Genomic DNA, 20,034 nt, shown 5'->3' on the forward strand with positions numbered 1-20,034 from the left:
GTGACTCCTTTATCTTAAATCTTTAATCCATGTCATAGTGCTCTGGAATAAAGTGGGTGGTTACATTTCCCTCTACAAAATCTTTTTGATTCAGAATATCGTATTGGAAATCCAGATTTGTCTGGACTCCCTCAATGACCACCTCTCCCAGAGTGCTTCTCATTTTTGCAATGGCAGAAGCCCGGTCTTTATCGTACACGATCACTTTCATGATCATAGAATCATAGTTGGGCGGAATCTGGTAGCCGTTAAATACAGCGGTATCGATCCGGACACCGTTTCCCCCGGGAAGATGGATGTTCTCAATGGTTCCCGGACAAGGCATAAAATTCCTGGAAGGATCTTCTGCGTTAATCCTGCACTCAATGGCATGGCCTCTCATAACAATATCCTTCTGCTCTACAGAAAGAGGCAGGCCTGCGGCAATGCGGATCTGTTCTTTTACCAGATCTACGCCGGAGACAAATTCTGTCACCGGATGTTCTACCTGGATCCTGGTATTCATTTCCATAAAGAAAAATTCTCCGGACTTGTCCAGAAGGAACTCAATGGTTCCTGCACTCTCATAGCCTACGGCCTTGGCTGCTTTAACTGCAGTCTCTCCCATCTTTTCTCTGGTAGCCTGGTCAATGGCGCAGGAAGGGGACTCTTCGATCATTTTCTGATGACGTCTCTGGATAGAGCAGTCTCTCTCTCCCAGCTGGACTACATTTCCAAATTTATCACCTAAAATCTGAACCTCAATATGTCTGGGCTCCCGGACATATCTCTCCAGATACATGGTATCGTCAGCAAAAGCATTTACAGATTCTCTCTGGGCAGTATTGAAGTTTTCCTCAAAGTCTTCCAGACTCTCAGAAACCCTCATTCCCTTTCCGCCGCCTCCTGAGGAAGCCTTTATCATAATGGGGAAACCGATTTCTTTTGCAGCTTCCAGAGCTTCCTGTACATTGTGCACCGGCTCTTTTGTACCCGGCACTACAGGAACTCCTGCCTCCATCATAGTCTTTCTGGCTTCAGATTTGTTTCCCATCTTATGGATGATCTCCGCAGAAGGACCGATAAAGGCCACATTACATTTTTCACACATTTCTACAAATCTGCTGTTTTCAGAGAGAAATCCAAATCCTGGATGGATAGCCTCTGCCTTTGTGGCTACTGTAGCACTTAAAATCCTTTCCATATTCAGATAGCTGTCCTGAGGAGCAGCAGGACCGATGCAGATTGCCTCATCGGCCAGCTGGGCATGGAGAGCGTCTCTGTCCGCTTCGGAATAAACCGCCACAGTCTTGATCCCCATTTCTCTGCAGGCCCGGATGATCCGCACTGCGATCTCTCCTCGGTTTGCGATTAATATTTTCTGAAACATACCTTTCACTCCTTTACCCGATCATAAAGGTCATTTCACCCATTACGGTAACTTTTCCATCCTGGTTTTTGGCCACTGCTTTTCCAATGCCTACAGGACCCTTTTCCTTAATGATCTCCACTTCCAGAGTCAGTACATCTCCCGGTACTACTTTATTCTTAAATTTTGCATTGTTAATGGCTCCAAAATAAGCGGTCTTTCCCTTGTTTTCCGGCTTGCTGAGAATTGCCACTGCCCCAACCTGAGCCAGAGCTTCAATCTGAAGTACTCCTGGCATAATGGGCTCCTGAGGGAAATGTCCTGTAAAAAATGGCTCATTGTAGGTGACACATTTTCTTCCTACGGCTCTTACTCCCGGCTCCATTTCTTCAATGGTATCCACCAGCAGAAACGGATGTCTGTGAGGAATGATCTCCATAATCTCTTTGGTTGTCAGTTTCATTATCTTTCCCTCCTATTTGATCACGAACAGCGGCTGTCCATACTCAACCACGTCTTCGTTGGATACCAGTACCTTTTCTACAGTACCGTCGAACTCCGATTCAATCTCATTCATCAGTTTCATGGCTTCCACAATAGCCAGTACCTGGCCTTTTTTCACCGTATCTCCTTCTTTTACATAAGGTTCCGCATCTGGTGAAGGAGCATTATAGAAGGTTCCTACAAGAGGGGATTTTACTACATTTCCATCTAAAATCTCTTCCTGGGTCTGTTGTGCGTTCTCCCGGGCAGGGACTGCTGCCTGTACAGTTTCTGTAACCACTGCGGCAGGAACTGCTGCAGCCGCCTGGGGTGCGGCAATAACTTTCGTCTGTTTATCTGTTTTCATGGAGATTTTCAGATTTCCCTCTTCCATGGTAAACTGTGTAAGGTTTGACTCGCTGACTGTATGAATTAACTCAATGATTTTTTCTAATTCCATTGTATCTCCTCCGTCAATCACTCATGATATTTTTTAATCAGCAGGCTGGCGTTGTGTCCTCCAAATCCCAGGGAATTGGAAAGGGCATATTCGATTTCCATTTCCTGTCCCTGTCCTGTTACATAGTCCAGATCACACTCTTCGTCCGGCACCTGATATCCTACAGTTTCATGGATATAACCGTTTTCAATTTCTTTCACACAGGCAATAAATTCTACAGCGCCTGCTGCACCCAGAAGATGTCCGATCATAGATTTTGTAGAGTTTACCTTTAATTTATAAGCATGGTCTCCGAATAATTTCTTAATGGCTCTTGTCTCGAACAGGTCGTTATGATGAGTGCTGGTTCCGTGAGCGTTGATATAAGTTACCTCTTCCAGAGGAATTCCCGCTTCATTGATGGCATATTCCATACATTTTGCAGCGCCTTCTCCGTCTTCTGCCGGAGAAGTAATATGGTAAGCATCGCTGGTAGCTCCATATCCTACGACTTCTGCAAGGATCTTGGCGCCTCTCCTTTTCGCATGCTCCAGCTCTTCCAGAACTACCACTCCTGATCCTTCACCCATGACAAAACCGCTTCTCTCCTTATCAAAAGGAACTGAGCAGCGTGCTGGATCCGGGTTCGTGGAAAGAGCAGTAAGAGCGGTAAATCCGGCGATTCCCAGAGGTGTTACACTGGCCTCTGTACCACCTGCTACCATAACGTCTGCGTCTCCTGCCTGGATACTCCTGTAGGCTTCGCCAATGCTGTGGGTTCCTGTAGCACAGGCGGTTACCACATTGATGCTCTTTCCTTTCAGGCCGAACTGAATAGATACATTTCCTGCAGCCATGTTAGAGATCATCAGAGGCACCATCAGAGGATTTACTCTGTTTGGTCCTTTTTCTACCAGTTTTGTATGCTCTCTCTCTACCGCCTGCAGGCTTCCAATACCGGAACCGATGGAACAGCCTACACGGAAAGGATCTTCCTTCTCCATATCCAGGCCAGCCTGCTCGATTGCTTCCTTTGCGGCTGCCACTGCATACTGGGCGAAAAGTTCCATTCTCTTTGCCGCCTTAAAGTCCATATAATCTTTGCCCTGGAATCCTTTTACTTCTGCTGCCAGATGCACTTTATAATCAGAGGTGTCAAATTTGGTAATTTCTCCAAATCCGATCTTCCCCTCTTTTAATCCATTCCAATATTCTTCTACATTTAATCCGATAGGAGTAATGGCTCCCATACCGGTAACAACAACTCTTTTCATATATCCTCCTACATGCACATACCGCCGTCAACGCTGATGACCTGGCCGGTAATATAATCTGCTTTGTCTGACGCCAGAAAAGCTACCATCTCTGCGATATCTTTCGTCTTTCCAAATCTTCCCAGAGGAATCTGCTTGCAGGCAGCTTCTTTAATATCCTCTCCTAATACTTCTGTCATCTCTGTATCTACAAAGCCGGGAGCTACTGCATTTACGGTAATGCCTCTGCTGGCCAGCTCTCTGGCCATAGTCTTGGTCAATCCGATGACCCCTGCCTTGCTTGCTGCATAATTGGCCTGTCCTGCATTTCCCAGGATACCGGATACGGAAGAGATATTGATGATCTTTCCGCTTTTCTGCTTCAACATCTGGCGGGCACTGTGACGGATGGTGTTAAAAGCTCCCTTTAAATTGGTATTGATCACCGCATCAAAGTCTTCTTCTTTCATACGCATGATCAGATTGTCTCTGGTAATTCCGGCGTTGTTCACCAGGATATCCAGCCGTCCATATTCTTTAATGATACTCTGTATCATTTCCTGGCAGGCATTAAAATCTCCTACGCTGCACTGATAAGCAGCGGCCTGTCCGCCGTTTTTCTCAATGGTCTCTACCACTTCTTTTGCTCTGGCTTCAGAGCCGTTATAATTTACAACAACAAAATTTCCCTGGGCTGCTAAAGTCAGGGCAATCTCTCTTCCGATTCCCCTGCTGGCCCCTGTGACTAACGCTACTTTCTTATCCAGCATATCTATCCCTCACATTTCCTGCTGCAGTTCTTCCACAGCCTTTTCAAAGTCTTCCACAGTCTGAATGTTGATCACTTTCACATTCCGGTTAATCTTCCTCATAAAACCACTTAAGGTTTTTCCCGGGCCGATCTCTACAAAAGTATCCACGCCGTCGGCAATCATAGTCTCTGCACATTGCTGCCAGCGTACAGAAGAAGAAACCTGAGCCACCAGAAGGTCTTTGATTTCTTCCTTATTCTTTACGTACTGTGCAGTAACATTGGTGGTGTAAGGAACCTCCACCTCCTGAAGGACCACATCCTTAAGAACCTCTCCCAATTTTTCCCCTGCACCTGTAAGCATTTTGGAATGGAACGGTCCGGAAACCTTCAGAGGTATCACCCTCTTAGCGCCTGCTGCTTTAAGGGCTTCGGAAGCTTTTTCTACTGACTGAGCCTCTCCGGTGATTACAATCTGTCCCGGACAGTTATAGTTGGCAATGGATACGATCCCTTCTGTCTCCTGACAGATTTTTTCAATCACAGAAGCCTCTGTTCCCAGGACTGCCGACATGGCTCCCCCTGTAGGAACTGCCTCCTGCATAAAGATTCCTCTTTTTCTTACCACTGCAAAAGCATCCTCCATAGTCATTGCTTTAGATGCGATCAGTGCTCCATATTCTCCAAGGCTCAGTCCTCCTGCTGCATCGGGAGTGATCCCTCTTTCCTCCAGAGCCTTTAAGATAGCAGCCTCTACCGCCAGCATGGCGATCTGGGTATATTCTGTAATATTGATCTTCTCATTCTCCTCAAAACAGATTGTCTTCAGATCCAGTCCGGAAATCTCTGAGGCTTTATCTATTACTTCTCTGCATACAGGAAATGTCTCATAAAAATCCCTGCCCATACCCACATACTGGGCACCCTGGCCAGGGAAAATAAATGCTGTTTTTCCCATGTTCTTACCTTCCTTATATCTCCAAATATTTTGATTAACAAAGTATTTATCTAAAAGAATAGGAAGCACGCTGTTGCGGCCTCCCATCTTGTTTTTAATTCCTGACAACAGCCGGTTTCAAAGGATCCCGTCTATTGTTTTATTCTTCTACGCCTTTTGTTTTCAGATAGTCAACTACTGCACCTACAGTTGTCAGATCCTGTAATTCCTCGGAAGGAATCTCAACAGAGTATTCATCTTCCAGAGCCATAACCAGCTCAAACAGGTCTAAGGAGTCAGCTCCTAAATCTTCTTTAAAAGATGTCTCCAGAGTAATGCTTTCTGCGTCACAGTTTAACTGCTCTGCAATGATCTCTTTCATTTTTTCTAACATGATTTCCTATCTCCTTTAAATTACATTATTCAATCCCCAATGGGAATTTTGCTGTCATGAATACTTTGATACTCAAAGTATATCTTCTTTCCCTATATTTGTCAACCCTTTTTATTCCGTAAATTTAATTTGCCTGGAGATGCTTAAAGCAATGGCGATTTCCAGCATCAAAAACAGGATTGACGTACCTCCATAACTGATGAAAGGAAGGGTGATTCCCGTTGTAGGAATCCAGTTCAGTACCACACAGATATTCAATATCACCTGAAGGGCAATATGTATCATGATCCCCCCAACTACCAGGGACCCATAAAAATCCGGAGCATTCTCCGCAATAAAAAACAGACGGTACAGCAGGTAGGCAAACAGGATAAGAACTATCAATCCGCCGAAAACTCCCAGTTCCTCACACACGATAGAAAAAATCATGTCATTCTGGGCCTCGGGCACAGGCCCCAGTTTCTGCACACTGTTTCCCAGTCCCTTTCCAAAAAAACCTCCGCTTCCGATGGCGTACAGAGCCTGCATGATCTGGTATCCTCCTTCACTGGAATACTGTTCCGGATTCAGCCATACCAGGATACGCCCCAGACGGAAACTGCTCAGATTTTCTGTGTCGATCACCGCATCCTTCAGCACTGTCTGAAGGACAACCCTGCCCACAACCACCAGAACTGCCAGAATACCGCCCATAATTATAAAGGGCCTGGTCTTTGGATGTGCAATGAAAATCATAATTACGGTAATCGCCCCTATAATAATTCCTGTACTTAAATTTTCTGTAAGCAGGAAAGCTCCCATTGCCAAAAGACCGCCTGTACACAGAAGAAAAACAGAGCCCCGGAGAGTCTTTACATTCTTTCCCATCTTTATGATCAGACAGGGAATAAAGGTAATAGCTGCGATCTTTGCCAGTTCCGAGGGCTGAAACTGCAGGGCAGTCCCCGGAATAACCGTCAGCCATCTTCTGGCGCCGTTTACCTCTACGCCTAAAGGCGAATATTTAACCAAAAGCATCAATATCAAAGAGAGCACATAAATTCCGCCGCTGATATAATAAAGGACATGATAGTCTAATCTGGATATAAGCAGCGCTCCCAGGATACTGGCTATACTGATTATGGCCTGACGTCCAAAAAAACGCATATCGTTTTCATAGTTTACCTGAGAAGTATAGGCACTGGTGCTGTAAAGCATGACCAGGCCGAAACAGGTCAGCAGAATTACAATAGCAACCAGATTATAATCATAATATCTTGGTTTTGCCGCCTGTTTTTTATTTTTTTTTGGCATTATTTACCCTCCCGCTTAAATTCCAAGGGCATACTCCAACAGTTCTGCAAAACCTGTCTTCGTACCGCTCTCCTGATTCTGCACCTTACGGACCAGAACAGGATCATCTGTGATTATATTGTCAACCCCCATGTCCAGCATCCGTTTTATATTCCCCCTGTAATTTACCGTCCAGGCATGAACCTCTTTTCCCAAAGCATGAGCCTCTCTCACAAATCTCTCTGTCACATAATCATATCGGACACTGAAAAAATCTGCAGCTTCAGCCTGGGAAATACTCCCATAGCTCATTGTCATAATATAGCCTGTCCCGATTTCAGGCGCAGTTTCTTTTATCTGTTCCAGGAACTGATAACTCATAGATGTGACCACGCAGTGCTCCTGAAAATCATTCTCCCTGATCACCTGGATCACTCTCTGAACAATCCCCTTATTTTTACCATTATACTTAATCTCTATGTTTAAGTCCAGTCTTCCATAGCAAAATTTTAATACATCTTCCAAAGTGGGGATTTTTTCCCCTTTAAAATCCTCTCCGAAAGAACTTCCTGCATCCAACTGGCTGATCTCCTGGTAGGTCATCTCCCAGACTTTCTTATCTACGCCTGTAATTCTTTCAAGAGAATCATCATGGAGCAGGATCAGTACTCCGTCTTTCGTTTCCTGCACGTCAATTTCTGCAGAGTCTGCTCCACATTCCCAGGTATACTCCAGGGCACTGAGAGTATTTTCCGGTGCTCTGAGAGCTCCGCCCCGGTGGGCGGTAATATTTGCATCTGCGTTCAGACTTTCCAGAACCGTATCGTGACTCACTGCCGTGGCTGCCAGATATCCCCCTTCCATTCCCACAAATAATATGGTCAGAAAGGCGGCTGCTCTGCGCCGCCCCAGTTTGGAAAGCCAGCTGTAGCTGCGTACCAGTCTGCAGAGGGGAACATCCTCATTTTTCTGCCTGTGAAAGCGGGAATAGACTGCATAAACAAAGGCCAGACTGCCTATCATCTGAAGGCCTCCTGCAAAAACTCCCATAGCCATATGAATGTATTCTTTATAGATCAGCACACTTGTAATCTTTCCTTCTTCCGGCCTGAGCAGCATAACAGCTCCGGTTATGCCCACAGTGGTCAGAAGATAAAATGCCGCTCCAATGACAGCCAAGATCAGATAAAGGATAACGCCTCCTCTGAGAATAAGTTTCCAGCGTTTTTTCAGTAGATGGATTCCCTTTCCGATTCCAGCAAGACTTTTTTCACTTTCCAAAAAACAATAGGGAAGAGCGAATACGGAACAGCCGGAGATCAGAAGCAGGATTGCCAGAAACAGATACAGAAGGCCATGGGGAGTCACTGTCTGATAAATCTCTCTTGCCGTAAATTCCAGAAGCCCTACATAGGAAGCCTCCAGCACCAGAAAACAGGCGCTAAGAAAAGGAACGGACAGAGCTGCCCAGAAAATCCACAGAAATTTTCTCTGTCTGAGGAGTCTCAGAACTCCTTTTAACCCTTCTATAAAAAAATCACTTGCATAAAGTTTTCTTTTTGCTGCTGAATGCTGGAAACCCCAGAGCAGCGCCGAGGCCTCTATGAGAAAAAACAACAGCAGTACCGCAAAAGCTCCAAGAAACAGCAGTATGGTCCAGGGACTTTTAATAAACTCCCCGTAATTTTCCGCAGTAAGATAACTGAATCCCTGATGTTTCAGAGAGATATCCACTGCCTTTTCTATAATCTGCATGGTCAGGAAAAAAGTCAGGATACGATAGCCTGTCTCAAAAAGCAGCAGGTTTCCCAGATTGTGTCTGACTGCTTTCCATGTGTGTTTCAAAATTCTTTTCATAAGTCTGTCCGCCTTTTTGGTATCTTTACATTATTTTAACAAAAACAGACTGGCTTATGCAAACAGAAAGACAGACATCCGATTTTCACATTTTATGCAGAGTCTCATAAAATATTACTGTAATATTCGGGCAGATATATTTCTGCTGATAGATCTGAGAGGTTTAAAAATGGATAATTGCAGAATGAATTATACAGCTTCCCGTTCCTGCCGCATCAGCCCCAGGGAAATGTCTCCCTCCTGGGGCTGCCAACCTTCTTCAGGCAGTTCGGATAAGATTGAAGACACCTGCATTTACACCCATGCAGATGAACTTCCCCTGACAATGGCCTATGTGCCCTGTCAGAAATTTTCCAATACTTTCTCTTTGTGTAAAGGCCTGCAGATGGGAACCATCTTTCCGGAACTGTGCAAACCTTTTTGTGGAAAGCGAGGTGGCTGCAGATGAATAAAAATTGCAGATATTCCAGAGAGCAGCTGTTAAATACCATCAACGAGGTCAGCTTTGCAGTAGATGACATAAAGCTTTATCTGGACACTCATCCTGAGGACGAAAAGGCTCTTGAATTTTTTAAGGAAAAAGTAATGGTCCGGAACGAGGCCCTGAAAGAATATGCCGCCCAGTACGGTCCCCTGACCATTGATACTGGAGATGATGCCTGCAGCAGGCAATGGGACTGGGTCCTGGAACCCTGGCCATGGGAAGGAGTGTGCTGAATTATGTGGAATTATGAAAAACGTTTACAATATCCTGTTCATATTAAAACGCCTAATGCAAAGATTGCCAAGATCATTCTTACGCAATATGGGGGCCCTTACTCCCGTAACCTAGAACGGTTTTTCTACTTATTTTAAATGTGAATGAGAATTGATTAAGAAGATGACACAATATGTACTCCCCGGAGGGCTTCCGGGGAGTTTTTTTTGATATAAATATTTATCATGAATAAAATCTTCCTATATTTAGCCCTTTTTATTTTTTATAACAAATTTTTTCACCTCAAACAATATTGCATTACTTGTCCGTTCTGCTAGTTGTTGTTCTTCTAAAAACTTTTGAGTCTCTTTTTCATCCTCAAAGTCCCTATGTTTTAACAGTGTTTCTGTGACATCTAAATTATCTTTTATTTTTTTAATAAGGCTTCCAATATCTTCATACTTGTTTCTTTCATCTTCAATTTCAAGGATAAGCTGAAGTTCTAAAACTTTTCTATTATATTCCAGTAAATCTGAGAAATATTGTCCTTTATTCCCTTTTACTAATGAAGATATAATTTTTTTAGGATACATATCTAAATAAGTAGCTTCATTTATAATTTTATGAAAAAATTCTAACTTTTCTTGTTGTTCTCTTTCCTGTCGATTTGATACTATAGTCTTCCAAAGAACTATTAACGTAATTGCTCCACCAATAATGGCTCCTAAGTATGAGCCCCAAAATCCTATCCAGTCATTGCTTCCTTCTATTTTAGGCCACGGTATCCAATATGAAGACACACAAAACGCCACCACCATAGGGCTTATTGGCCAAAGTCCGCCGGCGTCTCTGTCACCTGGTTCATGACATAATCAATTTCCTGGAGTTCTTTACGGTGCATTGCCGCCGTCTGCCAGTCATTTATTGCTCCGGATATAGATCGGTGTGTCCCCGGTTCGCCACAGCCCAGGTATTTCAATATCATCTTTTCTTCGTCATCTGTAATCCAGAAGGGCTGTCCATACCTTCCGCATTTTATCCTCCCTCCTTAATCAGCGTGTAATAGATAAATTCGTAGCCGTCCGCCGTAAATCCTTCCCTAAGACTGTCTTTATCCAGATACCAGCCTGGGGGAATTTTTATTTCCCGGGAAAACCTATTCCCCTTCATTGGCTGTTTTTTCGGCACAGGGCGAATCAGGTTCTTGCTGGGATTGTAAGATTTTTTCTGAAGCTGTTCGTCTGTATCTCTGGTCTTTTGAAAGTACTTGATGAAGTATTCCGCCAGCCTTCGATATTGCCCATTTCTCTCCATTGGCTTTAACGTTGTATATCCATATGGCCATACATCCCTTATCTTTCTGGCGTCAATAGGGCTGAGTACCATATGTATATGGGCAGCTCCTCTTGTTCCCACTTCTGCGGTCCAGATGTACTTTAGAATCCGTTTTTCCTTTTTGTATACTTTTCTAAGATCCCGCAGGAGTTTCTGTTCCTGCTTATGCAAAAGCTTCGCATCCTGCGGTCTGTCTTCCTTTCGGTAGCTGAAGGTCACATACCAGCACTCTCCATTAAAATTTGCGTTCAACAGCCTTGTCAGTCTTTTTACCAAGTGCCTGTCGTTGATTTTTCTTTGCTGCTCCGTTGTGGGGTTTACCCGGGGCCTTCTCTTTTGTCCCTTTGGCTGCAGCCAATATGTATAAAACTTGGCAATCTCCTTTGTCTTCCCTGCCTTGCATATCATCTTCATGTACGGCATATTCTGTCCTCCTGGTTGAAACAGTAATAAACTTAGCAAGTCTAAAACGGGCATTCGCCCGTTGTTTTTTTTCGGCCATATATGCTATACTTGTCCTGTGATGAGTAGCCTATATGGCTTGCCCGGAGGTTTCGGCCTCCGGGCTTCTATTTTTGTATGAATGGTATTTCAAGGTTTCCGCTCCTGTCCCGCCGGCGGCATCCCATAAAGTGTTCCTTTCCTCCATGGGAGCCGTAGAACTGATCTATGGTGTGAAAGCTCTCCAGCGACAGAGAAGTGATTCCATATCGTGCTTTTATTTCCTCAATCTTGTGAAATACAGGAATTAAATCTTTGCTTAAATCGGCAAATTCTCCCATTGCATTTTCTCCTTACTCGCCTTATAATAAAGGCGTGCTAAACTATTTAACGTCCGTTTGGGTGCCAGCCCGGCGGACCTCTTCTTTTTTCAATGCTTCTTTGTAATCACATACCGCCATGAAGGCTTTAACGCAGAGTTCCATGGTTTTGTTTCGTGGTAGATTACGATTTTTAATATATTCGCTGCATTCATCACGCAGCATTTCCTCCATTTTGAATACTGTTTTGCTTTTCACACTTTTTTCGCCTCCTCTCTTCCCAGTCCCGGGCAACTTCTATCAACCACAGTATTGCGCCAAATATAATTGTTACTCCTAAAATCTGCGTGAATATTCCGTCCTCCGGCGGGATGCGAAATACTGTGTTGAACGCCAGGGCTGTCAATAATGCTGCCTCCGTGATGCTTGTCCTATGCAATGCTTGTCCCTCCTTTCCCGCCTCAGGCGGTCTTTTTCTTAAGCTTAGTTTCAAATCCAACCGCCCTTCCGGCCCGGCAGATTGTCTCGGCTACAATTTTTGCCACCATTTCTTCCGGGAGCTGGTCTTGATTTACCCATTTTCCATTTACTTTAATTTCGCTGATTATTTGCATTGAATCACCTCTGTTTTAGGGTATGTAATGTACGTTGTCCAGGTTCATATCTAAACACAATATGTTCCTGGAAGTTTTCTGCACTCTGCATTTACACGGGGTTGTGACCGCCCTTGCCTGCATTACAGGCGGAGCTTATGCTCCGCTATCCTATTTTTCAGTTGAATCTGTAACTACTGTGTCTGCTCCCTGGACAGTTACCCAGCCATGTTCCTTCCGGGCTTCAGCTTCTGTCATTTTAATAAGTTCGTCTGTAATAGATGCAGCCTTAATCCGGTTCGCTTCAGCTTCAGCCTCTGCATTTGTAATTGTAACCGCCTTATCCGCTTCCGCTTTTGCTTTGTCGGCTTCTCCCTGAGCAATAGCGGTCTGCTTATCCAGTTCCGCTTTCTCTGCGTCCTGCTTTGCCTGTTCTTTTGCCTGTACCTTGGTCTGAAGCTCCTCATCAAGCTGCACATCTATGATCAGAGCGGAGGAAACTTCCATTCCATACTCTTCTCCTAATTTTGCGTTCAAATATTCAGTAATGGCCTGTCCGACCTCTGCTCGTTTGTCTGAGTAGATGTCCATGACAGAAAACTGTGGCGTGACTTCTTTTATGTATGCAAGTATGGAATTTTTCACCTTAGATTCCACGATCTGGTTTCCGTCCATGCCGTTAAATTTTTCATATACGCTGGTCACTTTTTCCGGTATGAAATTATAGTTGACAGTCATATTCATCTTTACCATTCCGCCATCTGCTGGAGCGTCAACATGAGTATCTTTTTCCAGTTTCTTTTCATTGAAATCTGCTGCATTGTTGCTGAGCACAAGCTGCTGCTGCGATACTGGAAAATTTTCCACACGGTTAAACGGTCCTACAAAATGAATCCCTGGACCAAGAGTTTTTTCCTGTACTCCGTTTTGGACTGACCAGACTACCCCAACTTCTCCCTGATCTACGCTTGTCAACGACATAGCTATATAGATCCCTCCAGCGATAGCAGCTATTCCGATAATGATTCCAGCTATTATTGAAGATTTCTTACTCATTCTTATTCTCCTTTACTTTCTTCTTCATTTTTTTGTAAGCTTCCTTTTCCACATCAAAAGCGTTTTCTCTTCTTTTGATGGATATAAATGCCTTATTCCATATCCACCATACTGCTATCCCGGCTATGGCTAGTGTAAGGACGGCAGCTACGAATACAAGAAACCTCATGTTTTCACCTCCTGCTTCTCTTAATATTGTAATTACATGTAATGTGCCACTTTTTGTCTCATTTCGTGACAATTTAAATAAAAAAATTTCTTGTACGCTTCTTTTATAATATTTTGCCAATTTAATTTTTATAGAATCTCTGGGCACTCGTTTTTCAGTTTCATACATTCCAAGTGTAGATGTAGCTATTCCGATATCTTTCGCTACCTCTTCCTGAGTTTTATCTCCTCTTAACTCAGTAAGTTTTTTCCCGAATCCTTCCATTTGCTCCTCCTTTCTTTTGTCACTTTTTGTGACTAGCCATAATATATCACTCATCTCTCATATTGTCAATATCTTTCTTCACATTATGTGACACTTTTCATTTACTTTTACCACGTTTTGTGATAATATGTATATAAGGAGGTTTCAAATATGGGCGATTTCAGTAAAATATTTAAAGCTTTACGACAGTCTAGCGGATACACGCAACAAGAGTTTGCGGATAAAATAGGTATTTCACGAAGCACTATAGGTATGTACGAAACAGGCGCTCGGGAACCCGATTTTGAGACATTAGAAGCTATAGCTGATTTTTTTAATGTAGATATTGATTATTTATTAGGAAGAACTAACAAGACAACCGTACTACCCGAATCTTCCTACTATTTTAATGATGAAGCTAGAGAAATGGCAGAATTCATGTTTAAACATCCAGAATACAAAGTATTATTTGATGCTTCACGGAAAGTAAAAAAAGAAGATATCGAATTTGTTAAAGAAATGATTGACCGTGTAAGGGGTGATTCCAATGACACCGGTTGTTAATGTATCATTAGCCGACCTACCATGTTCTATAAAAGCATATACCGTGGTTTCACCGGATGGTACATACAATATAATTTTAAGTTCCAGGCATACCCACTATCAACATTTATTATCTTACCATCATGAAATGAGCCATATAGAAAATGGCGATTATGATAAGCAGTGCAGCGCTGATTTAGTTAAATTTTTTGCACACGGCTAAACCATTTTAATACACAACCAATTATATAGGGAAGGAATTTTATGAAAAAGAAATTTTTAATTCTCTTATTGATCCTATGTTTTTCTGCCTCAACAATAGCATGCAACTTCCACGAGTTTGCTCAAAAAGGAGACTATTCTCAATCTAATCTCGACCAAGGGGCATCCAATGAAAGAGAAGGCCCCAACCAAACATCAAATACGGTTTTTCAAAGCAATGCATCTGTTTCGCTAGTGGCTAATATCACATCGCCCAAAGTCGGGGATGCCAAAATGTTCTGTAATAAAATAGCTGCTGGTTCGGACGGTGAGCTTGTTCTTTTTAATACCGATGGAACTGTATATAAAAAATTTTCTAATATTCCTGTAAACTGGCTATACCCATCTGAGGACGATATGATTATTGTCAGTGGTAGTTTTAACCATCAAATTCTTCTCACAGAATTTGATGACGATTTTGAAATTAAGAATAGTAAGGTGTTGTTTGATAATACCAACCTTCTTATCGATCCTACCATAACAAAATATAACGATATATGGATATTAACATATATTGAAATCAATGGAACTGTAAATAATTCAAATCCAGATGCTGAAAATGGATTGTACACAGTACATTGTTATACATCGTCGGATCTTTCAGAATGGACACTTGTTTCTGATATTATCTCTTGTAAAAATAATATAGAAGATGGTGATTTAGTTATTAACAATGACATTTTCTATTATATTTTCGAAAAAGAGTCTTATGACAAGGGTCCTTCCTCTTTAGAAGTAATTTCCTCTAAAGATCATGGCGTAACCTGGGAAAACAAAAAAACAATTATTTCAAATGATTCCGATAATGAACTTGCTTCTGTATTTCCAACTTCTTCAGGATATAGTTTATACTATAGCAGTGATGTACAAAATCCCGGAAAAAGTTATGACGGAGCATCTGTTTATTGTGCAAATCTAAAAAATGATTTTTCTATGGAGAATACATATGAGATTCCGCTTGATGAAACTAATGGGATCCTTTTATATGATGTTGTAAGAAAAGATAGGGACTGCTATTTTCTCTATTCTCAAAATTATATAACAAAAAACAATTTATTGCTTAAGAAAATTTCTTTAAAGTAATCCATATTTCGCCATTTTACAAAAGAGGGGGGAATCTCTTATGGGATTAAGGTTTAAAAAAAGTATCAAAATTGCTCCTGGGGTAAAGCTAAATCTAAATAAGAAAAGTACAAGTGTTACTTTTGGCGGAAAAGGGTTTCATCACACTATAAGTTCAACTGGAAAGAAAACCACAACCGTCGGTGTACCCGGTACGGGAATAAGTTATACGGAAACTTCTTCCAAAAGAAAAGCTTCCACTCCACCGCCGCTTCCTCCAGAAGGCACTTCTGGGTTCAATGCTTTGCCAGAGGATCCTAACAACAGGAAACAACGTGGCTGCCTATTTTATTTACTTGCTCTTTTGGCTATTTGTTTTGCCATTGTGTTATATCCCCTTGTATGGATACCGGCTATTGGATTTTTAGTATACTTTCTCATCAGAAAAGATCTGTACGGCACCAAGAGGCGGAATATAGCAATTTCAGGCGCAGTATTTATAACTTCTTTAATTGTTTTTGCTTTGTTTCCGTCATCTTCTGATTCCCCCGAAAGCATATATGCCGATTGGGGAAAAGATACCTTTGATGTGTCAGAAACAACAGAGGTAAAAATAACAACTTCTCTTTCAGATGCCGATATTACTTCTCTTGAACTCTCTTCGAATGAGATTGCAGAGCTTGATTATACTGATGGCAAAGCGGTTATTACATTTAAGGAGCCCGGAGAGGCTGCATTATTCTTTACTACTAACCATGATATAGATAGCAACACGGTAAAAATCTCTGTAACTGACAAAGTGGCTGAAGAGGCAAAAGCCAAAACAGAAGAGGAAGCAAGGATTAAAGCTGAACAGGAAGCTCAGGCCAAAGCGGAAGAAGAGGCAAGAATTAAAAATTTGTCAAACATGAAAACTACCCCGGTGCGCCAGCACCAGGAAGGATGTATATAATGGAACTAAACATTGAAGATTTAAAAAAGATCTGTACTATAGAAAATCTTGAAATCACTCTCCATGCAGCCAAACGCTTGGAGCAGCGTGGTATAAAAACTTCCGATATCATAAATTGTATAAAAAGCGGCACAATAATAGAGCAATATCCTACAGACTATCCGTATCCAAGCTGTCTTATTTTAGGAATGGCCGTTTCAAATCATTTTCTACATGTAGTCGTTGGAAGTGATTTAAGAACCCTTTGGATTGTAACTGCTTATTATCCAGATCCCGCAAAATGGGAATCTGATTTCCGGAGAAGAAAGGAGTAATTGATATGACTTGTTTTTTATGCAAAGGTGATGTAGAAAAATCCACAACCACTTATATGACGGAATATAACGGCTGCTACATCATTATCAAAAATGTACCTTGTACAAAGTGTACTCAGTGTGGTGAAGAATTCCTAAACGGGGTTACTCTTCAGAAAATTGAAAAAATCCTGGAGGGTCTTAAATCCATGCTGACAGAATTTGCCGTTGTTGACTATAATAAAGCCGCATAATACAATAAAAACCGCCCCTGCGCCAACAGGAACGGCTTTACATACATATCCGAAGATATGCGCTTACTTTGGACGGTAATATTGTATCATCTTCGGGGCAGTCATGCAAGCGGAACAAAAGTTCGCTGGCTGTTATTTTTGTACCTATTTTTACATAGTTTCAAAAGAGGAGATGATAAACATGGCAGAACTCCAAGACAACTACACGGACGGCGCCCTGTATATCCGTGTCAGCACAGACAAACAGGAGGAACTCTCTCCTGACGCCCAGAAGAGGCTACTGCTGGATTATGCCAGGAAACATAAAATTCTAGTAAAGGAGGAGCATATCTTCATAGAAAACGGCATATCCGGGAGAAACGCCAGGAAACGTCCGGAGTTTCTAAGAATGATATCCATGGCAAAATCAAAGCCCGTTCCCTTCCAGACTATCTTGGTGTGGAAGTTCAGCCGTTTTGCCCGGAACCAGGAGGAATCCATTGTCTACAAATCCATGCTTAAGAAACAGTGCGGCATTGAAGTGGTAAGCACCTCAGAGCCCCTCATAGAAGGTCCCTTTGGCAGCCTGATTGAAAGGATTATAGAATGGATGGACGAATATTACTCTATCAACCTATCTGGGGAAACTTCCCGGGGAATGACGGAAAAAGCCCTGCGAGGCGGCTATCAATCTTCACCGCCTCTGGGATACAAAGCTGTTGGCGGCGGAGCTCCTTTTTTGATAATTCCTGAGGAGGCCCGGGTGGTCTCCTATATCTTTGAGCAGTACTGTCATTATCACAGGGAGCCCACAGCCATAGCCAGACAAATCAACGATATGGGGATTCACACCAAAAGAGGCGGCCAGTTTGAACGCCGTAATATCATGTATATTCTCCAGAATAAGTTTTATATAGGGGAATTGGAGTGGAACGGGATTTCTTCCCGGGGCCAGCATGAAACCTTCATTTCCCCGGAAATGTTCCAGGAGGCCCAAAGGCGCATTACTAACACTTATTCTCCCAAGAAGCGCCGCAGCGTATCCACCTGCAGGCACTGGCTGTCCGGTCTGGTAAAGTGCTCTATCTGCGGAGCCTCCCTTTCCTATAACACCGGGAAATACCCCTATTTCGTCTGTCATCGGTACGCTAAGGGATTTCACAAGGGAAGCTCAGCAATCGGCGAAAAGCGGCTGATACGCAGTGTAGAGGAGTATCTGAATAAGCTGCTGAAGGGCCAGGATTTTACTCTTTCTTACATAGAACGTGATGCTCCAGAGATTACCGCCCAGGGCCAGTGTAAAAAGGAGCTGGAGAGCCTGGCCATCCGGGAGAAGCGCATTAAGATGGCCTATGAAACTGGTGTGGATACCTTGGAGGAATACAAAGAGAATAAGGAACGGCTCCTGCAGGAAAGGGAACGCCTTGAAAAACAATTCGCTCAGCTCCAGGAAGCTCCTGCCGCCCCGGACGCAAAGGAAGGTTTTCTCAAAAAGGTGCAGACCGTATATGATATCATTGAAAATCCTGAGATAGGAAATGAAACAAAAGGTGTCTTCATCCGCTCTGTAATAGAGGAAATCATCTATGATAAGGAGCAAGATACCTTGACTTTCCATCTCTACAGTCCCCGAAACCCCGCATAAATACTGGGGTTTCAGGCTTCCCATAGGTTACTGATGTAAGGGGGCCCTGACGGCGAGATGGGTGCCTCTATGCGTTATCTGTCCCAGCGTTACACCATGCCCAACCGTATTGCCATGGGAACCCTAAATGACATTGCCACTGAAGAGCTTGGCCATCTGGAAATGGTATCTACCATTGTCCATCAGCTGACCAGAAATCTTTCTATGGAAGAAATCGAGAAATCCGGTTTTGCCGACTACTATGTGGACCACACCGTAGGAATCTGGCCCCAGGCGGCAGGCGGAATTCCTTTTAACGCCTGTGAATTCCAGTCCAAGGGAGATCCTATCACTGATCTTTTTGAAGATATGGCCGCAGAGCAGAAAGCCCGGACTACCTATGACAACATCCTCCGGCTGGTGGATGACCCCGATGTGCTAGACCCTATCCGTTTCCTCCGTGCCAGAGAAATCGTTCATTTCCAGCGATTCGGGGAAGTCCTCCGTTCTGTCCAGGAAAATCTGGACTCAAGAAACTTTTACGCTTTTAATCCAAGTTTTGATATGCCCTGCAAGGCAAGCTGCAAAGACTGCACTTCCAGGAATTAAAAAGCAAAATCCCTCTGCACACAGATTTTCACTCTGTTCCATATGCAGAGGGATTTCTTCAAAACTTTTGTTCTTACATCGGGAATGCTGCTCAGCCGCAGTTTCCGCCGCCGCAGCCTTCTCCCTGGCTGTGATGATGGCCGCATCCTTCTCCCTGGCCGTGGTGGTGTCCGCAGCTTTCCCCGTCCTCATGATGATGGTGGCTGCAAGTAGTATCAGGGTCATAGCTCAAGCTGCCTTTTAAGAAAGCTTCTACCTGTACATCTGCGTCTCCGCAGGCTCCGGGATACAGACGGATACCGGCCTCTGCGAGAGCGTTTCTGGCTCCTCCGCCGATTCCGCCGCAGATAAGCACCTCCACTCCCAGATCTTTTAAGAATCCTGCCAGTGCCCCATGGCCCTTTCCCGCAGTATCCACGATTTCTGCAGAACGGATTTTTCCTTCTTCTATATCATAGATTTTAAATTGTTCCGTGTGTCCAAAGTGCTGAAATACCTGCCCGTCTTCATAAGTAACTGCTATTTTCATCTTATAAACACCTCTTTCTCCCCTGCCGGCTTTCTCTTTATCCTGCTGCTCCAAACAGTAATTGCCTCCGCAGATATGAAGAGCTGCCCCTTCAATAAGAAATCTGGCGATTTTCTTTCTGGTTTCTGTATACATAGCCTGAACAGTGGCCCGCCCTACTTCCATTTCCAGAGCACAGGCCTCCTGAGTCAGTCCCTGATAATCAATGAGCCGCAGCGTTTCATATTCTTCCACAGTCATCAGGATTTCATGGACGCTGCCCTTTCCTTTTTCAGGATAAAATCTGTCACATAAAGGCAGCTTTTTCACTCTTTTGGGTTTATTTGGTCTCGGCATAGGG

Annotated in this window: 26 protein-coding genes and 2 pseudogenes; 10 read left to right on the forward strand and 18 right to left on the reverse strand. The window is 43.3% G+C overall.

Annotated features, from left to right (window positions below; translation table 11 throughout):
* Positions 1–22: 22 nt before the first annotated feature.
* From B5G33_RS00620 to B5G33_RS00660, 9 genes are all read right to left on the reverse strand, one after another.
* Positions 23–1,369 carry an acetyl-CoA carboxylase biotin carboxylase subunit gene (locus B5G33_RS00620; protein WP_087416396.1) on the reverse strand — a complete coding sequence of 449 codons (1,347 nt, stop codon included), beginning with the start codon at positions 1,367–1,369 and terminating at the stop codon, positions 23–25.
* Between the two features lie 13 nt (positions 1,370–1,382).
* Positions 1,383–1,811, reverse strand: coding sequence for a 3-hydroxyacyl-ACP dehydratase FabZ (gene fabZ / locus B5G33_RS00625; RefSeq protein ID WP_087416397.1), 429 nt, complete (start codon positions 1,809–1,811; stop codon positions 1,383–1,385).
* A 12-nt stretch (positions 1,812–1,823) separates the two neighbouring features.
* Complete coding sequence (gene accB / locus B5G33_RS00630) at positions 1,824–2,291, reverse strand: acetyl-CoA carboxylase biotin carboxyl carrier protein (RefSeq protein ID WP_087416398.1); 468 nt, start codon at positions 2,289–2,291, stop codon at positions 1,824–1,826.
* Positions 2,292–2,308: 17 nt separating this feature from the next.
* Positions 2,309–3,544, reverse strand: coding sequence for a beta-ketoacyl-ACP synthase II (gene fabF / locus B5G33_RS00635; protein ID WP_087416399.1), 1,236 nt, complete (start codon positions 3,542–3,544; stop codon positions 2,309–2,311).
* A gap of 8 nt (positions 3,545–3,552) precedes the next feature.
* Entirely contained in the window at positions 3,553–4,293 is a 741-nt protein-coding gene (gene fabG, locus B5G33_RS00640) for a 3-oxoacyl-[acyl-carrier-protein] reductase (RefSeq protein ID WP_087267504.1), read from the reverse strand.
* 9 nt (positions 4,294–4,302) lie between these two features.
* Positions 4,303–5,232, reverse strand: a complete 930-nt coding sequence (fabD, locus tag B5G33_RS00645; RefSeq protein ID WP_087416557.1) for an ACP S-malonyltransferase — start codon at positions 5,230–5,232, stop codon at positions 4,303–4,305.
* A gap of 139 nt (positions 5,233–5,371) precedes the next feature.
* Positions 5,372–5,605, reverse strand: coding sequence for an acyl carrier protein (gene acpP, locus B5G33_RS00650; protein WP_087267500.1), 234 nt, complete (start codon positions 5,603–5,605; stop codon positions 5,372–5,374).
* Between the two features lie 111 nt (positions 5,606–5,716).
* Complete coding sequence (locus B5G33_RS00655; RefSeq protein ID WP_204247311.1) at positions 5,717–6,898, reverse strand: FtsW/RodA/SpoVE family cell cycle protein; 1,182 nt, start codon at positions 6,896–6,898, stop codon at positions 5,717–5,719.
* A 15-nt stretch (positions 6,899–6,913) separates the two neighbouring features.
* Positions 6,914–8,734, reverse strand: coding sequence for a glycerophosphodiester phosphodiesterase (locus B5G33_RS00660; RefSeq protein WP_087267492.1), 1,821 nt, complete (start codon positions 8,732–8,734; stop codon positions 6,914–6,916).
* Positions 8,735–8,903: 169 nt separating this feature from the next.
* Here B5G33_RS00660 and B5G33_RS00665 point away from each other — a divergent pair, with 169 nt between their 5' ends.
* The 3 genes and pseudogenes from B5G33_RS00665 to B5G33_RS22520 all read left to right on the forward strand — a co-directional run.
* Positions 8,904–9,182 (forward strand): spore coat associated protein CotJA, encoded by a 279-nt coding sequence (locus B5G33_RS00665; RefSeq protein WP_242971247.1) that lies wholly within the window; start codon positions 8,904–8,906, stop codon positions 9,180–9,182.
* The gene (locus B5G33_RS00670; protein WP_087267489.1) at positions 9,179–9,451 is read left to right on the forward strand and encodes a spore coat protein CotJB; all 273 of its coding nucleotides are present in this window, start codon (positions 9,179–9,181) and stop codon (positions 9,449–9,451) included. The genes B5G33_RS00665 and B5G33_RS00670 overlap by 4 nt, the downstream gene beginning before the upstream one ends.
* A gap of 3 nt (positions 9,452–9,454) precedes the next feature.
* Positions 9,455–9,550: pseudogene (locus tag B5G33_RS22520) on the forward strand (manganese catalase family protein); the annotation flags it as partial.
* Positions 9,551–9,697: 147 nt separating this feature from the next.
* Here the strand turns inward: B5G33_RS22520 and B5G33_RS00680 are convergent.
* The 8 genes from B5G33_RS00680 to B5G33_RS00705 form a co-directional block, all read right to left on the reverse strand.
* On the reverse strand, positions 9,698–10,249 hold the full coding sequence (locus B5G33_RS00680; protein ID WP_087267483.1) for a hypothetical protein: 552 nt from the start codon (positions 10,247–10,249) through the stop codon (positions 9,698–9,700).
* A gap of 5 nt (positions 10,250–10,254) precedes the next feature.
* Positions 10,255–10,416, reverse strand: coding sequence for a hypothetical protein (locus tag B5G33_RS21280; RefSeq protein ID WP_158229556.1), 162 nt, complete (start codon positions 10,414–10,416; stop codon positions 10,255–10,257).
* Positions 10,417–10,466: 50 nt separating this feature from the next.
* Positions 10,467–11,189, reverse strand: coding sequence for a rolling circle replication-associated protein (locus B5G33_RS00685; RefSeq protein ID WP_087267480.1), 723 nt, complete (start codon positions 11,187–11,189; stop codon positions 10,467–10,469).
* Positions 11,190–11,335: 146 nt separating this feature from the next.
* Positions 11,336–11,548 (reverse strand): hypothetical protein, encoded by a 213-nt coding sequence (locus tag B5G33_RS00690; protein ID WP_087267477.1) that lies wholly within the window; start codon positions 11,546–11,548, stop codon positions 11,336–11,338.
* A gap of 42 nt (positions 11,549–11,590) precedes the next feature.
* Positions 11,591–11,785, reverse strand: coding sequence for a hypothetical protein (locus B5G33_RS20965; protein WP_140403102.1), 195 nt, complete (start codon positions 11,783–11,785; stop codon positions 11,591–11,593).
* Positions 11,786–11,988: 203 nt separating this feature from the next.
* Positions 11,989–12,141 (reverse strand): hypothetical protein, encoded by a 153-nt coding sequence (locus B5G33_RS21285; protein ID WP_158229557.1) that lies wholly within the window; start codon positions 12,139–12,141, stop codon positions 11,989–11,991.
* Between the two features lie 150 nt (positions 12,142–12,291).
* Complete coding sequence (locus B5G33_RS00700; RefSeq protein ID WP_087267471.1) at positions 12,292–13,176, reverse strand: prohibitin family protein; 885 nt, start codon at positions 13,174–13,176, stop codon at positions 12,292–12,294.
* Positions 13,169–13,663, reverse strand: coding sequence for a helix-turn-helix transcriptional regulator (locus tag B5G33_RS00705; RefSeq protein ID WP_242974384.1), 495 nt, complete (start codon positions 13,661–13,663; stop codon positions 13,169–13,171). Before B5G33_RS00705 ends, B5G33_RS00700 begins: the two co-directional genes overlap by 8 nt.
* 96 nt (positions 13,664–13,759) lie before the next feature.
* Between B5G33_RS00705 and B5G33_RS00710 the strand changes: the two genes are divergently transcribed.
* The 7 genes and pseudogenes from B5G33_RS00710 to B5G33_RS00740 form a co-directional block, all read left to right on the forward strand.
* Positions 13,760–14,152, forward strand: coding sequence for a helix-turn-helix domain-containing protein (locus tag B5G33_RS00710; protein ID WP_087267465.1), 393 nt, complete (start codon positions 13,760–13,762; stop codon positions 14,150–14,152).
* Between the two features lie 243 nt (positions 14,153–14,395).
* Complete coding sequence (locus B5G33_RS00715) at positions 14,396–15,475, forward strand: hypothetical protein (protein ID WP_087267462.1); 1,080 nt, start codon at positions 14,396–14,398, stop codon at positions 15,473–15,475.
* Positions 15,476–15,515: 40 nt separating this feature from the next.
* Positions 15,516–16,406 carry a DUF4236 domain-containing protein gene (locus tag B5G33_RS00720; protein ID WP_087267459.1) on the forward strand — a complete coding sequence of 297 codons (891 nt, stop codon included), beginning with the start codon at positions 15,516–15,518 and terminating at the stop codon, positions 16,404–16,406.
* Positions 16,406–16,720 (forward strand): DUF4258 domain-containing protein, encoded by a 315-nt coding sequence (locus B5G33_RS00725; RefSeq protein WP_087267456.1) that lies wholly within the window; start codon positions 16,406–16,408, stop codon positions 16,718–16,720. The genes B5G33_RS00720 and B5G33_RS00725 overlap by 1 nt, the downstream gene beginning before the upstream one ends.
* Positions 16,721–16,725: 5 nt before the next feature.
* The gene (locus tag B5G33_RS00730) at positions 16,726–16,953 is read left to right on the forward strand and encodes a type II toxin-antitoxin system MqsA family antitoxin (protein ID WP_087267453.1); all 228 of its coding nucleotides are present in this window, start codon (positions 16,726–16,728) and stop codon (positions 16,951–16,953) included.
* A 181-nt stretch (positions 16,954–17,134) separates the two neighbouring features.
* Positions 17,135–18,577, forward strand: a complete 1,443-nt coding sequence (locus tag B5G33_RS00735) for a recombinase family protein (protein WP_087267450.1) — start codon at positions 17,135–17,137, stop codon at positions 18,575–18,577.
* A gap of 39 nt (positions 18,578–18,616) precedes the next feature.
* Positions 18,617–19,165: pseudogene (locus tag B5G33_RS00740) on the forward strand (manganese catalase family protein); the annotation flags it as partial.
* A 91-nt stretch (positions 19,166–19,256) separates the two neighbouring features.
* Here B5G33_RS00740 and B5G33_RS00745 read toward each other — a convergent pair.
* Positions 19,257–20,030 carry a NifB/NifX family molybdenum-iron cluster-binding protein gene (locus B5G33_RS00745; protein ID WP_087267448.1) on the reverse strand — a complete coding sequence of 258 codons (774 nt, stop codon included), beginning with the start codon at positions 20,028–20,030 and terminating at the stop codon, positions 19,257–19,259.
* Between the last annotated feature and the right edge of the window lie 4 nt (positions 20,031–20,034).

Source organism: Blautia sp. An81 (assembly GCF_002161285.1).
Lineage (GTDB): Bacteria > Bacillota > Clostridia > Lachnospirales > Lachnospiraceae > Blautia > Blautia ornithocaccae.